We start from the raw sequence: 17,374 nt of genomic DNA, 5'->3' as shown, positions 1-17,374 counted from the left end.
ATGTTTTTAGCAGGCATAAACCGATGACCGCGACTGCGCAGCAGCTTGAATATCTCAAAAACAGCATTAAAAGCGTTCCTGATTACCCAAAACCAGGAATTCTGTTCCGTGACGTGACCAGCTTGCTGGAAGATCCGAAAGCATATGCCACCAGCATTGCGCTGTTAGTTTCTCGTTTCAAAGACGCCGGTATCACCAAAGTGGTGGGCACCGAGGCCCGTGGCTTCCTGTTTGGTGCTCCGGTTGCGCTGGAGCTGGGCGTGGGGTTCATTCCCGTGCGCAAACCTCGTAAGTTGCCGCGCGAAACCATCGCCGAAAGCTACGAGCTGGAATACGGCACCGACAGCCTTGAAATCCACGTAGATGCCATCAAACCGGGCGATAAAGTGCTGGTCGTGGACGATCTGCTGGCTACAGGCGGGACCATTGAAGCGACGGTGAAACTGATTCGCCGCCTCGGTGGGGAAGTGACTGATGCCGCTTTCGTTATCAACCTGTTTGACCTCGGCGGCGAGCAGCGTCTGGAAAACATGGGCGTGAAAAGCTTCTGCTTGGTGCCTTTCCCGGGCCACTAAGCTTCTTCGACCTACAGGCCTCGCCCAGCGGGCGGGGCTTTAGTTTAGAGACAAACGCCCAAAAAACGTGGTTTTTAGGCGTTTGGGCAAGCCAAAAGTTCATATCCTTTGCTTTTTTGAGGCGAAGAGAATGCTTTTAAAGCGTCAATATCCAGTCAGATATCACAAGCCTCGCCCAGCGGGCGGGGCTTATGTTAGCATTACCCCCTCGATTCACCTTTCCCGCGAACCAGAGCCTAACTCCAGATGAGCTACCAGGTCTTAGCCCGCAAATGGCGCCCCCAAACTTTTGCTGATGTTGTCGGCCAGCAACACGTACTGACCGCGCTGGCTAATGGTTTGTCGCTGGGCCGCATCCACCATGCGTATCTTTTTTCCGGCACTCGTGGGGTGGGGAAAACCTCAATCGCCCGTCTGCTGGCGAAAGGGCTGAATTGCGAAACCGGTATTACCGCGACCCCTTGTGGCGTCTGCGATAACTGCCGCGAAATAGAACAGGGCCGCTTTGTCGACCTGATTGAGATAGACGCCGCCTCGCGCACCAAAGTAGAAGACACCCGCGATCTGCTGGACAACGTGCAGTACGCCCCCGCGCGTGGCCGCTTTAAAGTCTACCTTATCGACGAAGTGCACATGCTCTCGCGCCACAGCTTTAATGCGCTGCTTAAGACGCTGGAAGAGCCGCCTCCGCACGTAAAATTCCTGCTGGCAACTACCGATCCGCAAAAGCTGCCGGTGACCATTCTTTCTCGCTGCCTGCAATTCCACCTGAAAGCGCTGGACGTCGAACAGATCCGCCATCAGTTGGAGCATATTCTTGGTGAAGAGAAGGTCGTGAGCGAGCCCCGCGCGCTGCAGCTGTTAGCCCGCGCGGCGGACGGCAGCCTGCGTGATGCGCTGAGCCTCACCGACCAGGCGATTGCCAGCGGCGACGGGAAGGTCACCACCGCCGCCGTCAGCGCTATGCTCGGCACGCTGGATGATGACCAGGCGCTGTCGCTGATTGAAGCTGTCGTCCAGGCTGACGGCCAGCGAGTCATGGCATTGCTTAACGACGCAGCCGCTCGCGGCGTGGAGTGGGAAGCTCTGCTGGTAGAAATGTCCGCGCTGCTACACCGCGTGGCGATGGTTCAGCTTTCTCCGTCCGCCCTTGGCAGCGATATGGCAGCCATCGAACAGCGCATGCGAGAGCTTGCCCGCGTTGTTCCCCCGGCCGACGTGCAGCTTTATTACCAGACATTGCTGATTGGCCGCAAAGAGCTGCCGTGGGCGCCGGATCGCCGCATGGGCGTAGAAATGACGCTGCTGCGCGCGCTGGCTTTCCATCCGCGCAAGCCGCTGCCTGAGCCGGAAGCACCTCGCCAGGCGGCAAGCATTCCGGTGATTAACCCGGTCTCACACCAGCCAGCGGTAAGGCAGCAGCAGGCGGCACCGCCGCCGGACCGGGAAGCCCCTCCGCTGCCGGATGCCACCAGCCAGATCCTCCAGGCGCGCAGCCAACTGATGCGCCAGCAGGAGGCTGATAAAGCAAAAAAGAATGAGCCGGCAGCGCAACGACTAGCGCGGCCGGCAAAAAGCTCCGCGCTGGAACGTTTGGCCTCGGTGACCGAACGCGTTCAGGCGCGCCCTGCGCCGACGGCGCTGGAAAAACCAGCGAAGCCTGAAGCCTATCGCTGGAAGGCACAAAATCCGACGGAAGTCGCCCCTGAACCGGTCGCTACGCCCAAGGCGCTGAAAAAGGCGCTTGAGCATGAAAAAACGCCGGAGCTAGCGCAGAAGCTGGCCGAAGAGGCTATCGAGCGCGATGAATGGGCGGCGGAAATCAATCAGCTGGTGCTGCCAAAGCTGGTACAACAGCTGGCGCTTAACGCCTGGAAAGAGGTGGACGGCAACCGGGTTTGCCTGCATTTGCGTCCTGGCCAGCGCCACCTGAATTCGCCATCGGCGCAAAAAACGCTGTCAGATGCCCTGAGTTCGCACCATGGCGAAGCGATAGAACTGACTATTATTGAAGATGATAATCTGGCTCGCCGTACGCCGCTGGAGTGGCGTCAGGCTATCTACGAAGAGAAGCTGGCGCAGGCGCGCGAGGCGATGAGCAACGACAGCAATATTCAGACTCTGCAAAGGTTCTTTGATGCTGAGCTGGATGAAGATAGTATTCGCCCTGTTTGATATGCCTCGCCTGGCGCGGCATAGTGTGAAACCCTGATAGCCACTCTCGCATTCTGTGAGGGCTGGCCCGATGAAAGAGAGAAGATTATGTTTGGAAAAGGCGGTCTGGGTAACCTGATGAAGCAGGCCCAGCAGATGCAGGAAAAAATGGCCCAGGCTCAGGAAGAAATCGCCAACATGGAAGTCACCGGCGAGTCCGGCGCGGGCCTGGTGAAAGTCACCATCAACGGGGCGCACAACTGCCGCCGTGTCGAAATCGACCCAAGCCTGATGGAAGATGACAAAGAGATGGTTGAAGACCTGGTTGCCGCAGCCTTCAACGATGCCGCTCGCCGTATCGGCGAAGCGCAGAAAGAAAAAATGGCTGGGGTGTCCAACGGCATGCAGTTGCCACCGGGCTTCAAAATGCCATTCTGATGATTTTCCGCCTTCTCCCGCCCGGGAGAAGGCCGTTTTCTTACTCCTCGTCCAGCGCCTGATAGCTCTCCGCCAGAAAATCAATCAACGCCCGCACCGCAGGTAACTGCCCTCGTCGTGAAGGGAAGACCGCATGCACGATCTCCATTCTTGCTCGCCATTCTGGCAACACGTGAACCAGCTTGCCCTGCGCCAGCGCGTCGTTAAGCATCAGCTTCGGGAGCTGCACGACGCCAATCCCGTTCAGCGCCGCGGTACGCAGCGCGATCATATCCGTCGTCACATAGCGGGGCTTGTGGTGAACAATCACCTCCTGCTGTTCCGGGCCAAACAGGCACCAGCGATAAGTTTGCTGCGGCCTGTCCAGCGCCAGGCTTGGCCAGTGGGCGAGATCTGTAGGTGCCGCAGGCATACCCTGGCGGGCGACCAGATCAGGGCTGGCGACCAGGCACATGCTGCGGGTGGCCAGCTTGCGCATCACCAGGTCGCTGTCTTCCAGCGGCAAAGGGCGCACGCGAATAGCTAAATCAACGTTTTCGTTCAGCACGTCCACGCGACGGTTGGTTTCCTCAAGCTGAATCACAATCTGCGGATAAAGATGCATAAAGCGCGCCAGCATATCGCCGACGTGGACATGCAGCAGCGCTATCGGACAGGTGAGGCGGATCAGCCCTCGCGGCTCTGACTTGAGCGTGTCGATGGCTTCCTGCGCCGCTTCTGCTTCAATCATCATTGCCTTGCAGTGGCGGTAGAAGATCTGCCCGGCTTCGGTGACCGTGAAGCTCCGCGTCGAGCGCTGCAGCAGGCGGGTTTCAAGCCGCTCTTCCAGCAGCGCAATGCGGCGGCTCAGGCGGGACTTTGGAATGTCGATAACCCGGCTGGCGGGGGAAAAACCGCCGTGGTCTACCACCTGCACGAAGTACCACAGATCGTTTAGGTCCTGCATTTCTATTGTCCTGATTATGGGACACTGAGTCCATTTTAGCACTCTACCGGGCTGAGCGTCTGACGGGTAAGCTTTATCCCATCAGAAACAACCCTTGTGGAGAGAATCATGAAATCAATTCTTGGCGTCTACACCGCACCGGCTTCCCACTGGGTGGGGGATGGTTTCCCGGTTCGGTCGCTGTTTTCGTACTCAAAATTTGCCGAGCAGCTTAGCCCGTTCCTGCTGCTGGACTACGCGGGCCCGGCGGAATTTAAGCCGAGCAATAAAGGCCAGCGCGGCGTGGATCAGCATCCGCATCGTGGCTTTGAAACCGTGACCATCGTCTACAAAGGCGAAGTGGCGCATCGCGATAACGCGGGCAACGGCGGTGTGATTGGCCCGGGTGACGTGCAGTGGATGACCGCCGGGAGCGGCATCCTTCACGAGGAATACCATTCTCCGGCATTCAGCGAAGCGGGCGGCAGCCTGGAAATGGTGCAGCTGTGGGTTAACCTGCCTGCAAAAGACAAAATGACCGCGCCTGGCTATCAGCCGATTACCGACGGCGATATTCCGGTGGTCGATTTGCCCGACAATGCCGGTAAGGTTCGCGTGATTGCCGGTGAGTTTGACGGAACCAAAGGCCCGGCCAGGACCTTCTCGCCAATCAGCATTTGGGATTTGCGCCTGAACCCACAAGGCGTTACGCAGTTGGCGGTGAAAGACGGCTGGAACACGGCGCTGGTGGTGTTGAAAGGCACGGTGCTGGTCAACGGTGAAGAGGTGGCGCGTGAAGCACAGCTGGTAGTGCTGGATGCCAAAGGCGAAAGCGTGACCCTCGAAGCCAATAATGACGCGGTGGTTCTGTTGCTCAGCGGTGAGCCTCTGAATGAACCTGTGGTGGGTTATGGCCCGTTCGTGATGAACACCAAAGAGGAGATTCATCAGGCCATCGATGATTTTAATCAGGGTCGTTTCGGCAAAGACATCGCGTAAACATTTCCCCCGGCGAGCCTTCGTGCGGGGGATATCTTTTCCTATACCCATCCGCGGGGCTAATGTTAGGCTATAGCCCACTTTTTTCTCACAAGCCCGAGCGATGCAAACCAGTCCTTTACTCTCAGCCCTTATGGAATCCCTGCGCTGCCTGCCCGGCGTTGGCCCGAAATCCGCCCAGCGTATGGCGTTTGCCCTGTTGCAGCGCGACCGCAGCGGCGGCATGCGTCTGGCTCAGGCGCTGACCCGCGCCATGTCCGAGATTGGCCACTGTGCGGATTGCCGTACCTTTACCGAGCAGGAAGTTTGCTCCATTTGCTCCAATCCACGTCGCCAGGAAAACGGCCAGATTTGCGTGGTGGAAAGCCCGGCGGATATTCACGCCATCGAGCAAACCGGCCAGTTCTCAGGCCGCTACTTTGTCTTAATGGGGCACCTCTCGCCGCTGGATGGCATTGGCCCGAACGATATTGGACTGGATCGCCTTGAGCAGCGCCTTGCCAGCGAGCCGATGAAAGAAGTTATTCTTGCCACTAATCCGACGGTAGAAGGCGAAGCCACGGCGAACTACATTGCCGAGCTGTGCGCGCAGTACGGCGTTGAAGCCAGCCGTATCGCCCACGGGGTGCCGGTGGGCGGCGAGCTGGAAATGGTGGATGGCACCACGCTTTCACACTCGCTGCTGGGTCGCCATAAGATTAATTTTTAATCGGTTGGGGGAGGTTTTTGCCTCCTCCAGCTTGAAAAGGCACAAATCGCTACCATATCCCCCTCAACGTTTTCTTCATCCCGTATGATTTTGTTGAGGTATCAATGACCATGAAAGGACAAGAGACCCGCGGTTTTCAGTCAGAGGTAAAACAGCTTCTGCACCTGATGATCCATTCTCTCTATTCAAACAAAGAAATCTTCCTGCGTGAGCTGATCTCCAACGCCTCCGATGCGGCAGACAAGCTGCGCTTCCGCGCCCTGTCTGACGCCAGCCTTTACGAAGGTGACGGTGAACTGCGCGTTCGCGTCTCTTTTAACAAAGACAACCGTACCCTGACTATTGCCGATAACGGCATCGGCATGACCCGTGATGAAGTTATCGATCATCTGGGCACCATTGCTAAATCCGGCACCAAGGCTTTCCTCGAGTCCATGGGGTCTGACCAGGCGAAAGACAGCCAGCTTATCGGCCAGTTCGGCGTAGGCTTCTATTCTGCGTTTATCGTGGCGGACAAAGTCACCGTTCGCACTCGCGCCGCCGGTGCCAGCGCGGAGCAGGGCGTGTTCTGGGAGTCTGAAGGCGCGGGTGAATACACCGTGGCCGACATTGAGAAAGTCGATCGTGGTACCGAAATCACGCTGCATCTGCGTGAAGGCGAAGATGAGTTCCTCGACGACTGGCGCGTTCGCTCCATCATCAGCAAATATTCTGATCACATCGCTCTGCCGGTTGAGATTGAACAGCAGGAAGAAAAAGACGGTGAGACCATCGTTAGCTGGGAAAAAATCAACAAAGCTCAGGCGCTGTGGACCCGAAGCAAATCCGAAGTTAGCGATGACGAATACAAAGAGTTCTACAAGCACATCGCTCACGACTTTACCGACCCGCTGGCCTGGAGCCACAACCGTGTAGAAGGGAAGCAGGAGTACACCAGCCTGTTGTACATCCCTGCGCAGGCGCCGTGGGATATGTGGAACCGTGACCACAAACACGGGCTGAAACTCTACGTGCAGCGCGTGTTTATCATGGACGATGCCGAGCAGTTCATGCCGAACTACCTGCGCTTCGTGCGTGGCCTGATAGATTCTAACGATCTGCCGCTGAACGTTTCCCGTGAAATCCTGCAGGACAGCCGCGTGACCCAGAACCTGCGCAGCGCGCTGACCAAGCGTGTGCTGCAGATGCTGGACAAGCTGGCGAAAGACGATGCTGAGAAATACCAGACCTTCTGGAAAAACTTTGGCCTGGTGTTGAAAGAAGGCCCGGCGGAAGATAACGCGAACCAGGAAGCTATCGCTAAACTGCTGCGCTTCGCGACCACGCACAACGACTCCTCCGCGCAGACCGTGTCGCTGGAAGAGTATGTCTCCCGCATGAAAGAAGGCCAGGAGAAGATCTACTACATCACCGCGGACAGCTACGCGGCGGCGAAGAGCAGCCCGCACCTGGAACTGCTGCGTAAGAAAGGCATCGAAGTCCTGCTGCTTTCCGATCGCATCGACGAGTGGATGATGAGCTACCTGACCGAGTTCGACGGGAAAGCGTTCCAGTCAGTCAGCAAGACCGATGAATCACTGGATAAGTTGACGGACGAAGAAACCGAAGAAGCGAAAGAAGCTGAGAAGGCGCTGGAGCCGTTCGTGGACCGCGTGAAAACCCTGCTGGGCGAGCGTGTGAAGGAAGTGCGTCTGACGCATCGCCTGACCGATACCCCGGCGATCGTCACCACCGACAGCAACGACATGAGCACCCAGATGGCGAAACTGTTTGCCGCTGCGGGCCAGGAAGTGCCGGAAGTGAAGTACATCTTCGAGCTTAACCCGGAGCATGCGCTGGTGAAACGCGCTGCGGATACGCAGGATGACGCGCAGTTTAGCGAGTGGGTTGAGCTGCTGCTTGACCAGGCGCTGTTAGCTGAACGCGGCCAGCTGGAAGATCCTAACCAGTTCATCCGCCGCATGAACCAGCTGCTGGTTTCTTAAGTCGGATTGATTATCTGACAAAAACCACCTGTATCGACAGGTGGTTTTTTTTCACTTAAATATTCAGGCACAGTAACTGCAGAAAATTTCATGCTTTAAAAAGTAAGGTTATTTTTCTGTCGGAATACGGGCTATGGATGTTGAATTTCAGATATTACAGCCACTTTATTTTGCTTTCCCAACCTTTCAGTTCCATGCATTGATTAAATAACCGGTCCCGGCTTTCGCTATTCACGTCCATCACATAGCTTTCAATTTCTGGCTTTTTTACCGCCCGGGTTTTCTCGCCATCACACTCATCTTTTTTAGTACAGGCTTCGTAGTAAGTGGTGTACTTAGTACGTTGTGCAACCTCATTCCTTACCGGAAAAGCCTGCTGGGACTGGGTTTCACAGTCTCCTCGTGCGCTGGTGTACTCCTGCGCGTTACTGCGAGTTTTTACCCACTGAGATGTGCACCCGCTTAGCAGCAAACAACAGATAATGGCAATTAAGGGCTTATTCATGGCGGGCGCTCTTCCTTTTAGCAAAATAGATCTCCTGGTTAACAGCCTGACGCCAAACAGCGTCGGCAGGCTGTGTTGGCCGTCATTATAATTGCTGTACATAAACCTAATCTATATAGCAGGCCTTTTTCAGCCAGCCTGACGGTTCATAAATTACCAGGCGAAAACCTTATTATTCCCCCGATGAGATAAGGGATAAGGCCGCTGCTGAAAAATAAAAATGCTGTTTGGCTGAACCGATTCTGGCTTCCATCAGGGCCGCTAAGCGGTCGGGATTCAAGCGAAATCGAGGCCCAGGGCTTCAGCCTGAGCGCCTCCCTTCCTTGTGATGATACCGCCTTTAGTGGTATGGTTTTCGCCTCAAATTCGATTGAATAATTAAATGTATGGGGAATTACGCAATGCGTATCATTCTGCTCGGCGCACCGGGCGCAGGTAAAGGGACTCAGGCTCAGTTCATCATGGAGAAATACGGTATTCCGCAAATCTCCACCGGTGATATGCTGCGTGCTGCGGTTAAATCTGGTTCAGAACTGGGTAAACAGGCCAAAGACATCATGGATGCTGGCAAACTGGTGACCGATGAGCTGGTTATCGCCCTGGTTAAAGAGCGCATTGCGCAGGAAGACTGCCGTAACGGCTTCCTGCTGGACGGTTTCCCACGCACTATCCCGCAGGCAGACGCCATGAAAGAAGCGGGCATCAAGGTTGATTTCGTGCTGGAGTTCGACGTACCTGACGAGCTGATCGTTGACCGCATCGTGGGTCGCCGCGTGCACGCTGCTTCCGGCCGCGTTTACCACATTAAATTCAACCCGCCTAAGGTTGAAGGTAAAGACGACGTGACCGGCGAAGAGCTGACTACCCGTAAAGACGATCAGGAAGAAACCGTGCGTAAACGCCTGGTGGAATACCATCAGATGACCGCGCCGCTGATCGGCTACTACTCTAAAGAAGCGCAGGCGGGTAACACCCAATACGCTAAAGTTGACGGCACCCAGGCCGTGGCTGACGTGCGCGCTGAACTGGAAAAAATCCTCGGATAATTTCCCGCAGCGGCAAAAAATACCAGGGCATGCCCTGGTATTTTTTTGCCCCTATTTTCCCCTTTCACTGTAATCGGTTCTCGTTTCGCTCTTTTACGTTACAATTGACGGCAATTTACAGATAAGGGGTGGGAATGAATCAGGAAAAAATTGGCATCTTACTGGCTAACCTTGGTACGCCGAGCGCCCCGACACCGGCGGCGGTCAACCGCTATCTTCGTCAGTTCCTCAGCGATAAGCGCGTGGTAGATACGCCCCGCCTGCTTTGGTGGCCGCTGCTGCGCGGCGTCATTCTGCCGATCCGTTCACCGCGTGTCGCCAAACTCTATCAGTCCATCTGGATGGAAGAGGGCTCGCCCTTGATGGTATACAGCCGTCGGCAGGAAAAAGCGCTGGCGCAGCAGCTGCCGGACACGCCGGTTGCGCTAGGGATGAGCTACGGCGAACCGTCGCTCAAAAGCGCCGTGGACGACCTCCTGGCGCAGAACGTGACGCACATTGTGGTGCTGCCGCTTTATCCGCAGTTTTCCTGCTCAACCGTGGCGGCGGTATGGGACGAGCTGGGGCGTATCTTCGCCGATTACCGCAGTCTGCCTTCTATTTCCCTGATTCGCGACTACGCGACAGAGCCGGCTTACATCAACGCGCTGGCGGCCTCGGTCAAACGCTCTTTTGCCGAACACGGTGAACCGGACGTGCTGCTGCTTTCCTATCACGGTATTCCGCAGCGCTACGCGAATGAAGGCGATGATTACCCGCAGCGCTGCCGCGACACCACCCGCGAACTGCTGAGCGCCCTTGAGCTGCCGCCGGAAAAAGTGATGATGACCTACCAGTCCCGCTTTGGCCGCGAACCCTGGCTGATGCCGTACACCGACGAAACGTTGAAAATGCTGGCCGAAAAGGGCGTGAAGCATATTCAGGTGATGTGCCCGGGCTTCTCCGCTGACTGCCTGGAAACGCTGGAAGAGATGGCGGTCCAGAACCGGGAAGTGTTTATCGAGGCGGGCGGGGCGAAATACGAGTACATTCCGGCGCTGAATGACGATCCGGCCCATATCGCGATGATGATGAATCTGGTGGAGCGGTATCGCAAATAGAAACCTGAGGCGGGGAATGCTACTATTCTCCGCCTTATTATCCAGCCCCGTAACGACACCATGAAATTTCCCGGTAAACGCAAATCCAAACACTACTTCCCCGTCAGCGCCCGCGACCCGCTCTTACAGCAAACTCAGCCTGAAGCAGAAAGCGGCTCTTCCTGGGTGGTCGGCATCGACCAAACGCTGGTCGACATTGAAGCCAAAGTGGACGATGAGTTTGTACAGCGCTACGGGCTGAGTTTTGGCCATTCTCTGGTGATTGAGGATGATGTGGCCGACGCGCTCTACAAAGAGCTGGTCGACAACAACCTGATTACCCACCAGTTTGCCGGAGGCACCATCGGCAATACCATGCACAATTACTCAGTGCTGGCCGATGACCGCTCGGTGCTGCTCGGCGTAATGTGCCGCAATGTCGAGATCGGTAGCTACGCCTACCGCTACCTCTGCAATACCTCCAGCCGGACCGACCTTAACTATTTGCAGGGCGTTGATGGCCCGATTGGCCGCTGCTTTACGCTGATTGGCGACCAGGGCGAGCGTACTTTTGCCATCAGCCCGGGCCACATGAACCAGCTACGTGCGGATAGCATTCCGGAAGAAGTGATTGCCGGGGCATCCGCGCTGGTGCTGACCTCTTATCTGGTGCGCTGTAAGCCGGGCGAGCCGATGCCGGAGGCCACCATGCAGGCGATTGCCTGGGCGAAGAAACACAACGTGCCGGTGGTACTGACTCTGGGCACCAAATACGTGATTGCCGAAAACCCGACCTGGTGGCAGGCTTTCCTGAGCGAGCACGTTTCGATCCTGGCGATGAACGAAGAAGAGGGTGAAGCGCTAACCGGTGAAAGCGATCCGCTGCTGGCCGCCGACAAGGCGCTGGACTGGGTTGACCTGGTGCTTTGCACCTCCGGGCCGGTAGGCCTTTATATGGCGGGTTATACCGAAGAGACCGCGAAGCGTAAAACCCAGCACCCACTTCTGCCTGGTGCGATTGCCGAATTTAACCAGTTCGAATTTAGCCGCGCGATGCGCCTGAAAGACTGCGCTGAGCCGCTGCGAATCTACTCCCACATCGCGCCATATATGGGCGGCCCGGAGAAGATCATGAACACCAACGGCGCGGGAGACGGGGCGCTTGCGGCGCTGTTGCACGATATCACCGCGAACAATTACCACCGCAGTAACGTGCCGAATTCCAGCAAACACAAGCTGACCTGGCTGACTTATTCCTCGCTGGCCCAGGTGTGCAAATACGCCAACCGTGTGAGTTATCAGGTCCTGAATCAGCATTCGCCACGCCTGACGCGCGGCCTGCCCGAGCGGGAAGACAGTCTCGAAGAGTCTTACTGGGAACGTTAAGTTGAAGCGCTGAGCTATAACGCTCAGCTTTTGTTGAAACGGGCAGGTGCAAGACCTGCCCAAAAGACCATTAACCCGTCACCGCTTCCTGTGTGACCGGCGGCACCAGCAGCCCAAGCATGGTATTGGCAATCTCCCTTTCTCCCATCACAACCTGATTAGCGCCACGCTCGGTGATGTAATCCACTTCGTCGTCGTAATGTGCGCGGGCGATGATTTCGATATCCGGGCATTTTGCTCTGGCCGTCGCGACGATTTCACCGGCTTCGTAGCCGTTAGGAATGGTCAGCAGCAGCCAGCGGGCGCAGTCCAGATGGGCCAGACTCATGATCTCTTCGTTAGCAGCATTGCCCAGCACGGCGCGGATCCCGCGTTCGCGCAGCTCATCCACTCGGCTGCGGGAGGTTTCGATCACCACCAATGGCACACCTTCGGCAATAAGCTTCTCGCCAAGCAGGCTACCGACGCGGCCATAGCCCACCAGCAGAGCGTGGTTGCAGATATCCACCGGGATTTGTTTCTCTTCCTCGATGGCTTCTTCCAGGGTTTGCTCGTCCAGCGTTTCGGTTTTCTCGAGGTAGCGCTCAAGCACGGCAAACAGAATTGGGTTCAGCATAATCGACAGAATTGCGCCAGCCAGCACCAAATTTTGCCCCGTTTGTGGTAACAGGTTCAGCGCCATGCCGAGGCCGGCCAGAATAAAGGCGAACTCACCGATCTGCGCGAGGCTGGTGGCGATGGTCAGCGCGGTCCGCTGGGAGTGACCAAACATGCGCACCAGCAGGAACGCCGCCAGGGATTTACCGAAGATGATGATGGCCAGCGTGCCCAGTACCGCCAGCGGTTCCTGAATCAGGATCAGCGGATCAAACAGCATGCCGACGGAAACAAAGAACAGCACCGCAAACGCATCGCGCAGCGGCAGGGTGTCGTGTGCCGCGCGGTGGCTTAGCTCTGACTCATTCAGCACCATACCGGCAAAGAAGGCACCCAGCGCAAAGGAGACATCAAACAATTCAACCGCGCCGAATGCGATGCCCAGGGCCAGCGCCAGCACGGAAAGGGTAAACAGCTCGCGGGAACCTGTCGCTGCGCTGCGAGCCAGAATCCACGGCACAAGGCGGCGGCCAACCAGCATCATCAGGGCGATAAACGCCGCGACCTTTCCGATGGTGATAGCCATATCCAGGCTCAGGGAAACCAGCCCAACGTTGCCTTTTTCCATCATGCCGGCGACGGCTGGCAGCAGCACCAGAGTCAGCACCATCACCAGATCTTCGACAATCAGCCAGCCAATGGCTATTTGCCCTCGCTGAGTATCAATTAGCTGCCTTTCTTCAAGCGCGCGCAGCAGCACGACGGTACTTGCCGTCGATAAACAAAGCCCAAAGACGATACCGGTCATCACCGACCAGCCCATCAGCCAGGAAAGCGCCATGCCCAGCAGCGTCGCGACGCCTATTTGCGCGATGGCGCCGGGGATGGCGATGGCCTTTACCGCCATCAAATCCTTCAATGAAAAATGCAGCCCGACGCCGAACATCAGCAGAATCACGCCTAACTCCGCCAGCTCAGGGGCAAGTTTGGTATCAGCAACAAAACCAGGGGTAAAAGGTCCCGCCAGCACACCAGCTAATAAATAGCCCACCAGCGGAGATATGCGCAGCTTGTTAGCCAGCATACCCAGTAAAAAAGCGAGCACGAGACCACCAACAATGGTGGTGATAAGCGGTGTGGCGTGATGCATTCCGTCTCCTTTGGTTGGCCGATGTTCCAAAACGTTCTGTTACACAGTTTATGACAAATTCTTTATCGGCGTTTATGAATAATTGTTGAATTTTGAATAAAAAGCGCATTTCGATAAAAAATAGGCTCTGAGTAGCATTTAACTCAGTTATCTGAGGCGACTGCCAGAAGGGTATGGAGACAGGATGCGGCCAAAGCAATACTTTGGCCGCTAAAATCTACGCTTTGTGGCGATTATCGGGCAGGAATATTGTCATAATGCCGAGTAACGGCAAGAAGGCACATATTTTGTAGACCAACTCGATGCTGGTGTGGTCAGCAATTAACCCGAGTACGGCTGCACCCAGGCCGCCCATCCCAAAGGCGAAGCCGAAAAAGAGCCCGGAAACCATACCGATACGGCCAGGAAGCAGTTCCTGAGCATACACCAGGATGGCCGAGAAAGCGGAGGCCAAAATAAAGCCAATGATCACCGTCAGGACGCCCGTCCAGTAAAGTGATGCGTAGGGTAAAACAAGGGTAAATGGCGCGACGCCGAGGATAGAGCCCCAAATTACGTATTTTCTGCCAATTTTATCCCCCACGGGGCCACCAATCACCGTGCCTGCCGCGACGGCAAACAGGAATGCGAACAGGTGAATCTGGGCATTTTGTACGGATAATCCGAATTTTTGCATCAGGTAGAAAGTGAAGTAGCTGCTGATGCTCGCCATATAAAAGTATTTAGAGAAGATCAGCAGCAGTAAAATCGAGACCGCCAGAATCACTTTGTTGCGCGGCAGCGGGTTGACCACCGGCACGGCAGGGCGGCTTTTGGCGATTTTATGCTGAGCGGCGTACCAGCGGCTGATTTGCAGCAGAACCACGATAGCCAGCAGAGCAGCGAGCACGAACCACGCCACGTTACCTTTGCCGTAAGGCGCGATAATAATAGCCGCCAGCAATGGCCCCAGAGAGCTGCCGAAGTTACCGCCCACCTGGAACAGCGACTGCGCAAGCCCGTGACGGCCACCGGACGCCATACGCGCCACGCGTGAGGACTCAGGATGGAATACCGAAGAGCCTGTGCCTACCAGCGCCGCGGCGACCAGAACGGCCGGGAAGCTGCCCGCCAGCGCCAGCAGCACCAGCCCGCAAAGGGTAAAGCACATGCCGATCGGCAATGACCACGGCATCGGGTATTTGTCTGTGTAGTAGCCCACCAGCGGCTGCAGCAGCGATGAAGAGAGCTGGAAGGTCAGGGTGATCATCCCGATTTGCATAAAGCTTAGGGAGAACTCGGCCTGTAGCAGCGGGTAAATAGCCAGAATCAGCGACTGAATCATGTCGTTAAGCAGGTGGGAGAGGCTTATAGCGCCAAGGATCCCAAATGCGGTGCGCGCTTTTTTTTGCTCCGGGGGCGTACCCGGCTGGGTGAGGGTTTGAGAGCTTGCCATAATTACCTGTACGAACGGTTATTGTTTTTAGAGCGGGCGGCGCAGGAGATCGCCCGGAAGAAATTCTTACCCTGCTAACATACTCGCGCGGGGGATTTGAAGAAAGTCGCATTTCGGAAAAGATAGCTGTCTATCCTGAACGCTATCTGTTATTTCTGCGCAGTTACATTTTGACATGGAGATTTGCAATGCGGTTTGCTGCGAAAACAATAACCACGGCGCTGCTGGTGGCATTGAGTTTAACCAGCGCTTCAGCGCTGGCCTGGGAAAAAGACAAGACCTATAAAATTACCATTCTTCATACTAACGACCACCATGGTCACTTCTGGCGGAATGAGTATGGAGAATACGGGCTGGCAGCGCAAAAAACGCTGGTAGACAGCGTGCGTAAAGAAGTCGCGGCGGAAGGCGGCAGCGTGCTGCTGTTGTCCGGCGGGGATATCAACACCGGCGTGCCGGAATCAGACCTGCAGGATGCTGAACCGGATTTTCGCGGCATGAGCCTGATTGGCTATGACGCCATGGCCGTCGGCAACCACGAATTCGACAACCCCTTATCCGTGCTGCGCCAGCAGGAAAAATGGGCAAAGTTCCCGCTGCTGTCCGCCAACATTTATCAAAAAAGTACCGGCGAGCGCCTGTTTAAGCCTTATGCGATTTTCAAACCTCAGGGCATTAAGGTGGCGGTTATCGGCCTGACCACCGACGATACGGCTAAAATCGGCAATCCGGAATACTTCACCGACATCGAATTCCGCAAACCTGCGGAGGAAGCCAAACTGGTGATCCAGGAGCTACAGGGCACCGAAAAACCGGACGTGATCATCGCCGCAACCCATATGGGCCACTATGATAACGGCAACCACGGCTCGAATGCGCCGGGCGATGTCGAAATGGCAAGAAGCCTGCCGGAAGGCGCGCTGACGATGATTGTGGGTGGTCACTCACAGGATCCGGTCTGCATGGCGCAGGAAAACCAGAAGCTGAAAGATTATGTGCCGGGCACACCATGCGCGCCGGACAGGCAAAATGGCACCTGGATTGTGCAGGCGCATGAGTGGGGGAAATACGTCGGGCGGGCAGATTTTGAGTTCCGCAACGGCGAGATGAAGCTGGTGCACTATCAGCTGATCCCCATCAACCTGAAAAAGAAAATCACCTACGACAACGGGCAAAGTGAGCGCGTACTTTACACGCCTGAAATCGCCGAAAGCCAGCAGATGCTTTCCCTGCTGACGCCGTTCCAGAACAAAGGCCAGGCCGCGCTGAAGGTGAAAGTAGGCAGCGTGAACGGGCATCTGGAAGGGGACCGCAGCAAAGTGCGCTTTGTGCAGACCAACCTGGCGCGCGTATTGCTGGCGGCACAAATGGCCCGAACCAGCGCGGACTTTGCGGTGATGAGCGGTGGCGGCGTGCGAGATTCTATCGAAGCCGGGAACATTACCTATAAAGATGTGCTCAAGGTGCAGCCGTTCGGCAACACCGTGGTTTATATCGACATGAACGGCAAAGACGTTGAGGAATACCTGACGGCGGTGGCGCAGAAAACACCGGACTCCGGCGCTTACCCGCAGTTCTCTAACGTCAGCTTCACCTCAACCGGCGGCAAGCTGAGTAACCTGAAAATCAAAGACCAGCCGATTGATCCGGCCAAAACTTACCGCATGGCCACGCTGAGCTTCAACGGCACTGGCGGCGATGGTTACCCGGAAATCGATAAAAAGCCGGGCTACGTCAACACCGGGTTTGTCGATGCGGAAGTCCTGAAGCAGTACATCGAACAGAACTCCCCGCTGGACGTAAATGCTTACCAACCTAAGGGCGAGGTAAGCTGGAACTAAGCGTTAATCGCGGCGGGCGATATCGGCGAAGCTGGCATCCAGCAGTTTCGCCAGATCGCTTGCCGCGAGTTCGATATCCAGCCCGCGCTTGCCGCCGGAAATGTAGATGCTGGCAAACTCCTGTGCCGGAGCATCAATCACCGTTGGCAGGCGTTTTTTCTGCCCCAGCGGGCTAATGCCGCCCACCAGATAACCGGTGATTCGCTGCGCGACCATCGGGTCCGCCATTTCAACCTTCTTCACGCCCAGCGCCTTAGCGACCTTTTTCAGATCAAGCTGCCCGGCAACCGGCGTCACTGCCACGGCGAGGTGTTTCATGTCGCCATTCAGCGCCACCAGCAGCGTTTTATAGACCTGGTCGGCATTTAGCCCCAGCTTACGGACCACTTCGTCACCAAAGTTGGTTTCCAGCGGATCGTGCTCATAGGCATGAATTTGAAAGCTGATTTTGTTCTTTTCGAGGAGTTTTACCGCGGGAGTCATGGTTTCCTTCTTTATTCGTTGTTTTGAAAACGCACAAAATAGTAATCATAGTGATATACTTGACGAG

15 protein-coding genes and 1 other annotated feature are annotated in these 17,374 nt (G+C 56.1%); of the genes, 10 read left to right on the top strand and 5 right to left on the bottom strand.

Annotated elements, in window-relative coordinates:
- Positions 1-23: 23 nt before the first annotated feature.
- The 3 genes from apt (at position 24) to AAIE02_RS12445 (ending at position 3,167) form a co-directional block, all read left to right on the top strand.
- A complete protein-coding gene (gene apt, locus AAIE02_RS12455; protein WP_008460281.1) occupies positions 24-575 on the top strand; it encodes an adenine phosphoribosyltransferase in 552 nt (183 codons plus the stop codon).
- Positions 576-821: 246 nt separating this feature from the next.
- Complete coding sequence (dnaX, locus tag AAIE02_RS12450; protein WP_498532612.1) at positions 822-2,750, top strand: DNA polymerase III subunit gamma/tau; 1,929 nt, start codon at positions 822-824, stop codon at positions 2,748-2,750.
- Positions 2,086-2,150, top strand: a sequence feature (DnaX frameshifting element). (Overlaps the previous gene by 65 nt.)
- Before the next feature lie 87 nt (positions 2,751-2,837).
- The gene (locus AAIE02_RS12445; protein WP_008460260.1) at positions 2,838-3,167 is read left to right on the top strand and encodes a YbaB/EbfC family nucleoid-associated protein; all 330 of its coding nucleotides are present in this window, start codon (positions 2,838-2,840) and stop codon (positions 3,165-3,167) included.
- Positions 3,168-3,207: 40 nt separating this feature from the next.
- On the opposite strand, the gene AAIE02_RS12440 is transcribed toward AAIE02_RS12445, so the two are convergent.
- A complete protein-coding gene (locus AAIE02_RS12440) occupies positions 3,208-4,113 on the bottom strand; it encodes a LysR family transcriptional regulator (RefSeq protein ID WP_498532611.1) in 906 nt (301 codons plus the stop codon).
- Positions 4,114-4,221: 108 nt separating this feature from the next.
- Here AAIE02_RS12440 and AAIE02_RS12435 point away from each other — a divergent pair, with 108 nt between their 5' ends.
- The 3 genes from AAIE02_RS12435 (at position 4,222) to htpG (ending at position 7,785) form a co-directional block, all read left to right on the top strand.
- Complete coding sequence (locus AAIE02_RS12435; protein ID WP_008460257.1) at positions 4,222-5,091, top strand: pirin family protein; 870 nt, start codon at positions 4,222-4,224, stop codon at positions 5,089-5,091.
- Between the two features lie 103 nt (positions 5,092-5,194).
- The gene (gene recR / locus AAIE02_RS12430) at positions 5,195-5,800 is read left to right on the top strand and encodes a recombination mediator RecR (protein ID WP_008460255.1); all 606 of its coding nucleotides are present in this window, start codon (positions 5,195-5,197) and stop codon (positions 5,798-5,800) included.
- 110 nt (positions 5,801-5,910) lie between these two features.
- A complete protein-coding gene (gene htpG, locus AAIE02_RS12425; protein ID WP_008460253.1) occupies positions 5,911-7,785 on the top strand; it encodes a molecular chaperone HtpG in 1,875 nt (624 codons plus the stop codon).
- Positions 7,786-7,939: 154 nt separating this feature from the next.
- Here the strand turns inward: htpG and AAIE02_RS12420 are convergent, their stop codons facing one another.
- On the bottom strand, positions 7,940-8,290 hold the full coding sequence (locus AAIE02_RS12420) for a hypothetical protein (protein ID WP_008460252.1): 351 nt from the start codon (positions 8,288-8,290) through the stop codon (positions 7,940-7,942).
- Between the two features lie 401 nt (positions 8,291-8,691).
- Here AAIE02_RS12420 and adk point away from each other — a divergent pair, with 401 nt between their 5' ends.
- The 3 genes from adk (at position 8,692) to AAIE02_RS12405 (ending at position 11,801) form a co-directional block, all read left to right on the top strand.
- On the top strand, positions 8,692-9,336 hold the full coding sequence (gene adk / locus AAIE02_RS12415; protein ID WP_008460251.1) for an adenylate kinase: 645 nt from the start codon (positions 8,692-8,694) through the stop codon (positions 9,334-9,336).
- A gap of 134 nt (positions 9,337-9,470) precedes the next feature.
- Positions 9,471-10,436 (top strand): ferrochelatase, encoded by a 966-nt coding sequence (gene hemH, locus AAIE02_RS12410; RefSeq protein ID WP_498532610.1) that lies wholly within the window; start codon positions 9,471-9,473, stop codon positions 10,434-10,436.
- 60 nt (positions 10,437-10,496) lie between these two features.
- A complete protein-coding gene (locus AAIE02_RS12405; protein WP_498532609.1) occupies positions 10,497-11,801 on the top strand; it encodes an inosine/guanosine kinase in 1,305 nt (434 codons plus the stop codon).
- A 70-nt stretch (positions 11,802-11,871) separates the two neighbouring features.
- Here the strand turns inward: AAIE02_RS12405 and ybaL are convergent, their stop codons facing one another.
- On the bottom strand, positions 11,872-13,548 hold the full coding sequence (gene ybaL / locus AAIE02_RS12400; RefSeq protein WP_008460247.1) for a YbaL family putative K(+) efflux transporter: 1,677 nt from the start codon (positions 13,546-13,548) through the stop codon (positions 11,872-11,874).
- Between the two features lie 217 nt (positions 13,549-13,765).
- The gene (locus AAIE02_RS12395; RefSeq protein WP_008460246.1) at positions 13,766-14,983 is read right to left on the bottom strand and encodes an MFS transporter; all 1,218 of its coding nucleotides are present in this window, start codon (positions 14,981-14,983) and stop codon (positions 13,766-13,768) included.
- Between the two features lie 188 nt (positions 14,984-15,171).
- Between AAIE02_RS12395 and ushA the strand changes: the two genes are divergently transcribed.
- The gene (ushA, locus tag AAIE02_RS12390) at positions 15,172-16,824 is read left to right on the top strand and encodes a bifunctional UDP-sugar hydrolase/5'-nucleotidase UshA (protein ID WP_498532608.1); all 1,653 of its coding nucleotides are present in this window, start codon (positions 15,172-15,174) and stop codon (positions 16,822-16,824) included.
- A 3-nt stretch (positions 16,825-16,827) separates the two neighbouring features.
- Here the strand turns inward: ushA and ybaK are convergent, their stop codons facing one another.
- The gene (ybaK, locus tag AAIE02_RS12385) at positions 16,828-17,307 is read right to left on the bottom strand and encodes a Cys-tRNA(Pro)/Cys-tRNA(Cys) deacylase YbaK (RefSeq protein WP_008460244.1); all 480 of its coding nucleotides are present in this window, start codon (positions 17,305-17,307) and stop codon (positions 16,828-16,830) included.
- Positions 17,308-17,374 lie beyond the last annotated feature (67 nt).

This window comes from Cedecea sp. Ae19-4, assembly GCF_059801165.1.
The sequence above is the reverse complement of the archived record's forward strand: the minus strand, read 5'-3'. Positions and strand labels throughout refer to the sequence as shown.